Raw genomic sequence first — 10,243 nt, 5'->3', positions numbered from 1 at the left:
ATATTGCTTTTTAACTTAGTGGCTAAATGTAAGAGGTAATGTTGCTTCTTTCCATTCATCCAGTTGAGCTATACTTGCGTTCCATAATGTTGCTACTTTAACTTAATCTTTCTGTCATATCAAGCGATTAAGCTGTCTGTAACAATGGTGCCCGGGGCCGGACTTGAACCGGCACGCTGTTACCAGCGAGGGATTTTAAATCCCTTGTGTCTACCAATTCCACCACCCGGGCATCGGGTTTGCTAAAGCACCAGTTGTTTAAATTGGAGCGAGTAACGAGGTTCGAACTCGTGACCTCAACCTTGGCAAGGTTGCGCTCTACCAGCTGAGCTATACTCGCGTTCCGGGAACTTTCTAACTTCTAGGTAAAATGTAAGAAGCAAAGTTGCGTCTTTCCATTCATCCAGCTTAGCTATACTTGCGTTCCATAAGCAATTTAACCATTAAGTTAATTACTCTAAACAATGGTGCCCGGGGCCGGACTTGAACCGGCACGCTGTTACCAGCGAGGGATTTTAAATCCCTTGTGTCTACCAATTCCACCACCCGGGCATCGGGCTGCTTTCGCATGTGGAGTTTGTTGAGAAAATGGAGGCGGAACCCGGAGTCGAACCGAGGTAGACGGATTTGCAATCCGCTGCATGGCCACTCTGCCATTCCGCCACACTACTCTGACTAAGTCAGATAAAGAGAAATTGGAGCGAGTAACGAGGTTCGAACTCGTGACCTCAACCTTGGCAAGGTTGCGCTCTACCAGCTGAGCTATACTCGCGTTACTAGAAATTTAAAATTTCAGTTTTAAACCCTAGTTAAATTCAAAACTTTCAAGATATTGACGCGTTTTGAACTTCTCTTTTTGTTAGGCTGTTGCCTCTCAACACGGACGCATTCTACAGAAGTTCCGGGAGGCGTCAACATAAAAAATGAAGCTTTTTAATCGTTTGCTTATTTTTTATCTAAAACGCTTTGTATTCAGCCAAAGAATACTAAGATTTAATCAATTCAGTACGGGCAGCATAGAAATACTGCACCATAGAGACCACAGTCAGTAAAGTCGCAATGGCTAACAATGCATAACTTAGCGTCACCATCCAGGGTTCAAACTGCCAGATCAAACCAATGATGGCCAGCATTTGCGCAGCAGTTTTAAACTTCCCCATCCAGGATACCGCCACATGACCGCGCTTGCCCTGCTCTGCCATCCACTCTCTGAGTGCCGAAATGACAATTTCACGACTGATAATGACAATGGTAGCAATTGTCATAAACATATTTTGATAATGGGTTGCCAGTACCACCAGTGCCACACTGACCATGACTTTGTCGGCCACGGGATCCAGAAATGCACCAAATGGCGTTGACTGTTCCAGCTTGCGTGCCAGATAGCCATCCAGAATATCGGTCACAGATGCCAGCCAGAAAATAAAAGCGGCAGCAAAAAATGCCCATGAATAAGGCAAATAAAAGATCACTGCAAAAACAGGAATAAGTAACAACCTAAATGTTGTGAGCGTGTTTGGAATGTTCCACATAACTACTAAGAGAGACTCTTTTTTACTATGTTCGCATGAACGCTTAAGCTTTGTCATGCAAATGGTTAAATATCTTTTCAGCCAACTGAGGGCTGATCCCCGGCACTTGTTTTAGTTGTTGTATATTAGCGGCTTTTACGCCCTGCATTCCTCCAAGATATTTGAGCAGTGCCTGGCGTCGCTTCAGACCAACGCCTTCTATTTCTTCCAGAACGGATTGCGTGCGTTGTTTTTGACGCTTACTTCTGTGTCCCGCTATCGCGAAACGGTGAGATTCATCACGGATGTGCTGGATCAAATGCAATGCAGGTGAGTCACTTTCCAGATTAATGGTTTTACGCCCGCCATCGATCAGTAAAGTTTCTAAGCCTGGCTTACGGCTGGTGCCTTTCGCCACACCTATCAACATAGGTAGCTTATCCAGCGTCCAGGATTCAAAGAATGATTCTGCTCGCGATAATTGGCCCTTACCGCCATCTATAAAGATAATGTCTGGCACCTTGTCAGGGTCTGTGACCTTGCCATATCGTTTATTCAATGCAAATGCCATGGCCGCATAGTCATCACCAGGTGTAATACCGGTAACATTATAACGGCGATATTCCCGATTGTTAGGCCCCTGACCATCAAACACCACGCATGATGCCACGGTGTTTTCACCCATGGTATGACTGATATCAAAACATTCCATACGGTTGATATCCGACACGCCCAGCGCCGCCTTTAATTTGGCATATCGTTTATCAATAGAGTCCTGCGCATTTTGCTTCACCATAATGCTGTTCAGGGCGTTCTTATTAGCGAGCTCGAGGTACTGCGCTCGCTCTGAGCGCACATTCACCCTCAGCTGAACTTTACGCTCTGCAACCTGAGTAAGGGCTGCCGCCAGATCGTCCAGCTCTGCAATATCAAACGGCAATACAATATCTTTGGCTATCCGGCCATGACTGCCAGTCGACACATAATACTGGCCGACAAAGCTGGTCAGGATCTCTTCTCGACTCGAATCTTTGGGTATTTTTGGGAAAAAGGTTTTAGACCCCAAAACTTTATGCTCTCTGATCATCAACATGTGAATGGCACTCAGGCCATTGCGTTGCGCAAAGCCGATTACATCCATTTCAGCAAAATTGCCCGCAACAGATTGTTGCTCCTGCATTTGACGTAACAAGGCGATTTGATCCCGGAACTTCGCCGCAGCTTCAAAATTGAGCGCCATACTCGCCTGCTCCATTTTGTCCACTAAAGTAGCGATGACCTGATGAGATTTACCGCTCAGAAACTGGCGCACCATATCAACCTGCTCAGCGTAGTCATCGTCACTGACTTTCGCTACACAAGGTGCGGAGCAGCGTCTCAATTGATATTGTAAACAAGGTCGGCTTCGCGCCCGGTAATAGGCGTCTTCGCATTGTCTGACAGGAAAAATCTTCTGCATCAAGCGTAAACTTTCCGACACCGCAGCACTGCTGGGGAAAGGGCCGAAGTACTCGCCTTTCTTCTTTCTGGAGCCACGATGAAACGCTAAGCGAGGGTGACGGTGATCGGTCAATAAGATGTAGGGATAAGACTTGTCGTCACGCAGCAGGATATTGTACCTGGGTTGGTACTTTTTGATCAGGTTGTTTTCCAGCAATAGAGCTTCGGTCTCAGTATTCGTCAGCGTCACTTCAATATGACAAATATTGCTCACCAGGACCCGAGTTTTAGCATCTGGTATATTGCTGCGAAAATAGCTACTGACCCGCTTTTTAAGGTTTTTTGCTTTACCGACATAAATAACCTGATGATCTTCGTCGTACATACGATAAACACCAGGTTCTGTGGTCAGCGTTTTGAGAAACGCCTGACTGTCAAACACTGCCATGGTCGAAAACTGCTTCTAACTTAGAACAACGCGCTCATCCTAATGAGAGCTGTCGATGTCGATCATTTTGTGGCGAATCGCCAGGTGAGTTAATTCCACATCACCACTGACGTTCAGCTTTTCAAACATGCGGTAACGGTAACTGTTTACCGTTTTGGAACTCAGATTTAGCCGGTCTGCGATGTCCTGTGCTTTTTCACCTTTGGTGATCATCAACATGATTTGCAGTTCACGATCCGACAATGACTGGAAAGGGTTTTCATCGACTTTGCCGCTAAATTGAGCCAGCGCTATCTGCTGCGCTATTTCCGGCGCAATGTAACGTTGACCAGCGTTCACAGCACGGATCGCATTGATCATCTCATCCGGACCTGCACTTTTGGTTAAATAACCATGTGCGCCAATCTGCATAACCTTGCTCGGAAACGGATCTTCACAATGCACGGTCAAAACAATGACTTTCACATCCGGACAGTATCGACAAATTTTCTTAGTCGCTTCCAGACCGCCAATACCTGGCATATTCATATCCATTAACACGATATCGGGTTCGCTCTGACGGCAGTAGCTCACTGCCTCTTCACCCGTTTTAGCCTCTCCGACCACTTTAAACCCGCGCACATCATCCAGAATGCGTTTTATACCGGTTCTGACAAGTTCATGATCATCAACTAAAAGTACGTTAATCAACGGGTAACCCTCACACTAGCCTTGGTAATGGCAATTACTGCCAAATGTCATTTATTCAATCGTCTGATAATGCATGTATTATGCGCGCATTATGCTTTGCAAGAGTAACACAGAAAATTGCAAAGCATAATCAATTCGAGTTTCCACTTTAGGTAAAAACAGCCTTTAGTATTAGAGTTAGACTATGATTTACCATGCAATTTCAGATCCTGCTCAGAGAAACGGTCGACCCATAATGCAATCACACCGTCGCCAGTTACATTACAGGCAGTTCCGAAGCTATCTTGTGCCAGATATAGCGCTATCATCAGAGCCACTGCACTTTCATCAAAACCCAGCATAGTGCTAAGCAGACCCAAAGCAGACATAACAGCGCCGCCGGGTGCCCCTGGTGCTGCAATCATGACAATACCCAGCATAAAAATAAAGGGCAGCATTTGTGTCAACGAGGGCAATGTCATTTCAGGTGACAACAACATTACGGCCATAGTACAGGTAACAATCGTGATTGTTGACCCTGACAGGTGAATGGTGGCACACAAAGGGACAGTGAAGTTTGCAACTTCCTCTTTCACTTTATTAGATTTACTGGCACGCAGAGAAACAGGAATGGTTGCCGCACTGGACATAGTTCCGATTGCGGTAAAATAGGCTGGCAGCATGTTTTTAATGAGTTCCACAGGGTTGCGCTTTAGCAATACACCGGAAGTAATATACAAAAACGCCAGCCACAGCCAGTGCATGGCAACAGCTGCCAGTAACACCACACCAAACGTGCTCAGCGTATCTGCCACTGTGCCCGCAACAGCCATTTCTGCGAACACACCAGCAATGTAGAATGGTAAGGCAGGAATGATCACTTTAGCCAGCAGCGCATCAATCACATCACGACCCTGGTCAACCACTTGCTTGAGCTGAGTCAGGTGAAGTTGACTGATCCCAATACCAAACACAAAAGCCGTTGCCAGTGCCGTCATAACGCCCATCAGCGGTGGGACTTGAAGCTTAATAAGGCTTTCTACCTTAGTGGCCTCAGCAGCCTGATAAGCAACACTGCCCTCAAACAGGGGCACAGCCAAACTGACTAAGAGTACAGCCAAAGTTCCCGCAATGACCGTCGACCCGTATGCGAAACCAACAGTTTTGCCTAACAAATGGCCGGATGCCTTTGGCAACCCTGCGATCCCGGATGCGATATAAAACAGAATAATAAGTGGAATAGTAAAAGAAATCAGTTGTCCGATAATCACCTTAACGGTGTAGAGCAATTCGACCAGGAACATTGGCAGATAGAACCCCGCCAGTACACCGGCGAAAATACCAGCGACAAGTTTTAAAATAAGAGACATACAACACGCCTGAGTAAAAAACAGATGCGCCTTTTTACCATGGAATGACAATGCAGGTACATAGTTGTGCGATATGACTTGACTAACTGTTCACAAAATATAAATAAAATACCACTTAACTTGACCACCTTGCCGTTAAACGCTAAACAATTGTTCACACACCATCTCTGGTATTTAATGCGCCATCAAAGTTGTGCTATCAAACCCGATAATAATGTTAAATAAAGTTTTAAGCTCACTCTCATTCCTAGCGCCGTGCTTGTGGTTCAGCGCGACCAGCCAGGCAGCCGAACCAAGCATCCCTTATATCAATGCCAGCGTAAATATCGACGGAAAAATAGATGAGTCAGTGTGGCAACAGGCAAAACATATTGCCATCGACAATGTAACCTGGCCATATGAAAATACGAAAAGCCCGGTATCAACCTCTGTACGAGTGTTTGAAAATGGCCAGTCCCTGTTTCTTGCCTTCGATGCCAAAGATCCGGACCCCAGTCAGATAAGGGCGTTTTTCCGCGACCGTGACCGTAACTGGAATGACGATCTGGTTGGGATAAAGGTCGACTCCTTTAATACTGGCCGCAGTGCTTATCAGTTTTTTATCAATCCCCTTGGCGTCCAGCAGGATTCCATAGAAAACGTACTCAGTGGCAGCGAAGACAGCTCCTGGAACGGTATCTGGGACTCCGCAGGCCAGATTAATGACACAGGCTATGTGGTTGAAGTAGAGATCCCACTGCGTGTGCTCAACTTTGACGACAGTCAGGACACCAAAACCATGGCCATGGAATTTTTGCGTTTTTATCCGCGCAGTGAGCGACTGCGGATTTCCAGCATGCAAATTGCCCATGAAAATCAATGCTGGGTATGCCAGATGCCCGCTTACACCGGCTTTTCCGATGCCAGGCAAAGCAGCAACCTTGCGGTGATCCCCTCCATGGTGATCAGTCGCCAGCAAACTCGAGATATTGACGGCAGTACTATCCCGGACTGGGAGAACGACACTAACTATGAGCCGGGACTGGACGTTAAGTGGGCCATTACACCGGACACCACTTTAAACGCCACACTTAATCCGGACTTTTCTCAGGTAGAAGCCGACAATGGTCAGCTCAGTGTTAACAACAGTTTTAGTTTATTCTTCCCGGAAAAACGCGCATTCTTCCTTGATAACGCGGATTATTTTTCCTCCCATATCAACCTTTTGCACACCCGTAACATTGCTGCGCCGGACTATGGTGCTAAGTTAACGGGCAGCAAACAGGGCCATACCTATGCTGCCTTTGTGACTAACGATGAATTTACCAATGTCATGGTGCCAGGTAATCTGGGGTCAAGCGTGGTCTCGTTGGAGCAAAAAAGTGAAAATGCGGCACTGCGCTATCGATATGATGCCGATGAAACTTTGTCTGTAGGCGCTTTAACGACAACCCGGCAAAGTAACGACTACAGAAACCAGGTGTTTAGCCTGGATGGCAAATACGAGCCCACCGCAAATGATACCTTTAAAGCACAGATCCTGACCTCAAAAACGGACTACGACCCGGCCATGGTGAAAGAGCTGTGTGATGACGAAACCCTCGATGACTGTGAGATAGATGAAAGTGTGCTTCGCACCCAGCTGCAGGATGATAATCAGGGCCTGGGCTATATGCTTGACTACCGTCATAACCAAAAGCATTGGAAAGCCTTTGCGAGTTATCGCAACTACGATGCCGCATTAAGAACAGACATGGGGTTCTTGTCACAAGTCGACTTCAATAAGTTCATCACTGGTTTTGAATATCGCTGGTATGGTGATGACCAGACCTGGTGGAATCGCACTCGCTGGTATACTGACTGGGATATCAGCCACAATGAAAATGGAGAGCTGCTGGAAAAAGAAGTTCAGAGCAACATCGCCATCAGCGGTCCACTGCAGAGCACCATTGATTTTGGTGTCGATCATCGCAAGCGAACCGGCCTGCGTCATGACGAAACCAGCCTGGCCATAGATGGAAACACCGATCTGTTCACGGAAAATACCCAATGGATTTATCTGGAAAGTAAACCGGCTCCGGGCGTGTTCAGTGGGTTAACACTGCGTAGAGGCAACCGCGTCGATTTAGCCAATAACCGCATGGCTGATGAGCGTTATATTCGCCCTATGCTGGACTTTTATCTGGGCAAGCATTTTGAGATACGTCTGCGGCACACCTATCAAAAACTCACCGCCGATGGCATGGATGTATTTACCGCTAACCTCAGTGATGTGCGCTTTACCTATCAGTTTAACATCAATAGCTACCTGAGACTGGCGTTCATCAAAACGGACATTCGCCGTAATCAAGCGAATTACGTCGACGACGTGGACAGCCGATACAAGCGCCTAAGCACACAGCTGCTCTATGCCTACAAGCTTAACCCACAAACGGTGTTTTTCGCAGGATACTCGGACAATGGCTATCAGGATGATGACTTGACCAAGATAAGCAAAGACAACAAGACATTCTTTGCCAAGTTTAGTTACGCCTGGCTGATGTAAGCCCCTTCATTAGCCCAGTCAGGCGCGCAGAATCTGACTGGGTTTATATTGCTCTTTTATTATACATATTTATTTTTTATTCCATCAAGGCATAAGCCTTTTTAATATATCTTATAGCCATTCTTTCCTTTTGTTTTGCTACAACCCCAGTAAAGTGTGACTAGTATTAAATATCCTTAGCTCATTCAAGGGAAAATTATGTCGAACGTTTTTGCAGATAACAGCCTGTCTATTGGCAACACCCCAATTGTTAAACTTAACCGCGTGACCGGTGGCAACGTCTTTGCCAAAATCGAATCTCGTAACCCGAGTTTCAGCGTAAAATGCCGCATCGGTGCTTCTATGATTTGGGAAGCTGAGAAAGCCGGCTTGCTAAGCGAAGGCAAAGAACTTATCGAGCCTACCTCTGGTAACACAGGTATTGCATTGGCTTTTGTTGCTGCATCTCGTGGTTACAAATTGACACTGACAATGCCAAACACAATGAGCCTTGAGCGCCGCAAGCTACTTAAAGCCTTAGGTGCTAACCTGGTACTGACCGAAGGTGCCAAGGGTATGAAAGGCGCCATTGAAAAAGCGAATGAAATCCTGGCTGGCGACCCTGACAAATATGTTTTATTACAACAGTTTGAAAACCCGGCTAACCCGAAAATTCACGAAGAGACCACAGGCCCTGAGATTTTCGAAGCGATGGAAGGTGCGATTGACTATTTCGTTGCTGGCGTAGGGACTGGCGGTACTATTTCTGGTGTGACGCGCTACCTGAAAAAAGAAAAAGGCCTGAATGTAAAATCGATTGCTGTTGAACCAGTTGATTCAGCCGTTATTTCTCAAGCTTTAGCAGGCGAAGAACTGAAGCCTGGTCCACACAAAATTCAGGGGATTGGCGCAGGTTTCATTCCTGGCAACCTGGATCTTGAGTTGCTTGACGGCACTGAGCAAGTATCAAACGAAGATGCAATTGCGATGGCCCACCAGTTAATGAAAGACGAAGGTATCTTAGTCGGTATTTCTTCAGGTGCTGCCGTTGTTGCTGCGAAACGGCTGGCAGAAAAGCCTGAAAACGCAGACAAGAATATCGTTGTTATTCTGCCAAGTGCAACAGAGCGTTACTTGTCTAGCCCGCTGTTTGCCGATGAGTTCTCAGAGCAGGAGTTAGTTCAGTAATCTGGTAGTGCCAGCTCTTATTAGACTAATTGTTTAGAACAAGGCCAGCAAAATGCTGGCCTTGTTGTCTTCTTCCCTTCCTTTTAGCGTGATACTGTCTAGACTTAGTGGATAATCGATGTGGTCTCAAAACAAACTCATCGTTTTATTTTTAAACGCTTTTATCTAAACTGTGCGCACCGGGAAACACCTTATGAACACACTTACCAGGGTAGTATTGTTGCTGTTACTGTGCAGCGCTTCACTGACCACCCATGCTAGTCTGAATGTTGGCTACTTTAAGCAGGGCAAGTACGTCATGGTACAGGGTGAGCAATACCGTAATGGCTATTTGTATAACAAAAGTGGTGACAAGCCGCTACTGCATCTGGTAACACTCGACTGGCCGCCTTATATCGGCGATCAACTGTGTAATAAAGGTTGGGTATTTCAATTTACCATTTCCTTACTGGCCGATCAGGATTATCCGGTTTATGTCGAATTCCTGCCCTGGGCGAGAGCGGTCAAAGCTGTTGAATCCGGTCGCGCAGATATCCTCTTCCCCGAGTACTTTATCGAAGATGCGTCACCTTCCGATAACTATCAGGGTAAAACACGTCGTGAGCTGCTGGCACTGTCTAACGCTTACCCTGGCGGCGAGATAGCGTTACTAAAACGTCGCGGTGAGTCTGATAGCTTTGAAGGCAACCTCAATGCGCTAAAAGGCGCCACCATAGGAGTTGTACGCGGTTATCAAAATACCCCTGAGTTCGACGCTATGATGGACAACAATGAGTTTGTGATTGTGGAGGCCGTCGATGATCTGCAACTGGTAAAATTGCTGGTTGGCAAACGTGTTGACCTGATTATTGGTGACCCTAAGGTGCTGCGTTTTACCGTGAGTTACTCTGATCTGGCCAAGTCTGAAAAGGTCACTTTGCTCAGAGGCCTTGAAAATGTTGAACCCGCCTTGCGATACAACAACCTTTACTTTGCACTCAGTAAAGCCAAGCCTAACTGGCGGGGCGTGCTCAATGACATCAATAAAGGCCTGTATTTATTCAAAAATAGTGGTGAAACCGAGCGGATTATTGAAATGGGTAGCTCTGAGTGCTATTGACTGATCTGCGCGGTC

The 10,243-nt window shown here is 46.4% G+C and carries 7 protein-coding genes and 5 tRNA genes; 3 read left to right on the top strand and 9 right to left on the bottom strand.

Annotated elements, in window-relative coordinates; translation table 11 throughout:
• Positions 1-145: 145 nt before the first annotated feature.
• The 9 genes from CWB99_RS11150 to CWB99_RS11110 all read right to left on the bottom strand — a co-directional run bounded on the left by CWB99_RS11150 (position 146) and on the right by CWB99_RS11110 (position 5,438).
• Positions 146-232 (bottom strand) — tRNA-Leu (locus tag CWB99_RS11150).
• 32 nt (positions 233-264) lie between these two features.
• Positions 265-340: transfer RNA gene (locus CWB99_RS11145), tRNA-Gly, on the bottom strand.
• Between the two features lie 125 nt (positions 341-465).
• Positions 466-552: transfer RNA gene (locus CWB99_RS11140), tRNA-Leu, on the bottom strand.
• Positions 553-589: 37 nt separating this feature from the next.
• A tRNA-Cys gene (locus CWB99_RS11135) sits at positions 590-663 on the bottom strand.
• A gap of 33 nt (positions 664-696) precedes the next feature.
• Positions 697-772: transfer RNA gene (locus CWB99_RS11130), tRNA-Gly, on the bottom strand.
• Positions 773-986: 214 nt separating this feature from the next.
• Entirely contained in the window at positions 987-1,532 is a 546-nt protein-coding gene (gene pgsA / locus CWB99_RS11125) for a CDP-diacylglycerol--glycerol-3-phosphate 3-phosphatidyltransferase (protein WP_138552443.1), read from the bottom strand.
• Positions 1,533-1,575: 43 nt separating this feature from the next.
• A complete protein-coding gene (uvrC, locus tag CWB99_RS11120; RefSeq protein WP_138552442.1) occupies positions 1,576-3,399 on the bottom strand; it encodes an excinuclease ABC subunit UvrC in 1,824 nt (607 codons plus the stop codon).
• A gap of 39 nt (positions 3,400-3,438) precedes the next feature.
• Positions 3,439-4,089, bottom strand: coding sequence for a UvrY/SirA/GacA family response regulator transcription factor (uvrY, locus tag CWB99_RS11115; RefSeq protein ID WP_010385932.1), 651 nt, complete (start codon positions 4,087-4,089; stop codon positions 3,439-3,441).
• A gap of 182 nt (positions 4,090-4,271) precedes the next feature.
• The gene (locus CWB99_RS11110; RefSeq protein WP_138552441.1) at positions 4,272-5,438 is read right to left on the bottom strand and encodes a dicarboxylate/amino acid:cation symporter; all 1,167 of its coding nucleotides are present in this window, start codon (positions 5,436-5,438) and stop codon (positions 4,272-4,274) included.
• Between the two features lie 214 nt (positions 5,439-5,652).
• Here CWB99_RS11110 and CWB99_RS11105 point away from each other — a divergent pair, with 214 nt between their 5' ends.
• From CWB99_RS11105 to CWB99_RS11095, 3 genes are all read left to right on the top strand, one after another.
• Positions 5,653-7,962 (top strand): carbohydrate binding family 9 domain-containing protein, encoded by a 2,310-nt coding sequence (locus CWB99_RS11105; protein WP_138552440.1) that lies wholly within the window; start codon positions 5,653-5,655, stop codon positions 7,960-7,962.
• A 198-nt stretch (positions 7,963-8,160) separates the two neighbouring features.
• On the top strand, positions 8,161-9,129 hold the full coding sequence (cysK, locus tag CWB99_RS11100; RefSeq protein ID WP_138552439.1) for a cysteine synthase A: 969 nt from the start codon (positions 8,161-8,163) through the stop codon (positions 9,127-9,129).
• A 193-nt stretch (positions 9,130-9,322) separates the two neighbouring features.
• Positions 9,323-10,228, top strand: a complete 906-nt coding sequence (locus CWB99_RS11095) for a substrate-binding periplasmic protein (RefSeq protein WP_171045318.1) — start codon at positions 9,323-9,325, stop codon at positions 10,226-10,228.
• Positions 10,229-10,243 lie beyond the last annotated feature (15 nt).

The organism is Pseudoalteromonas rubra, from assembly GCF_005887095.1.
Taxonomy (GTDB): Bacteria; Pseudomonadota; Gammaproteobacteria; order Enterobacterales; family Alteromonadaceae; genus Pseudoalteromonas; species Pseudoalteromonas rubra_E.
The sequence above is the reverse complement of the archived record's forward strand: the minus strand, read 5'-3'. Positions and strand labels throughout refer to the sequence as shown.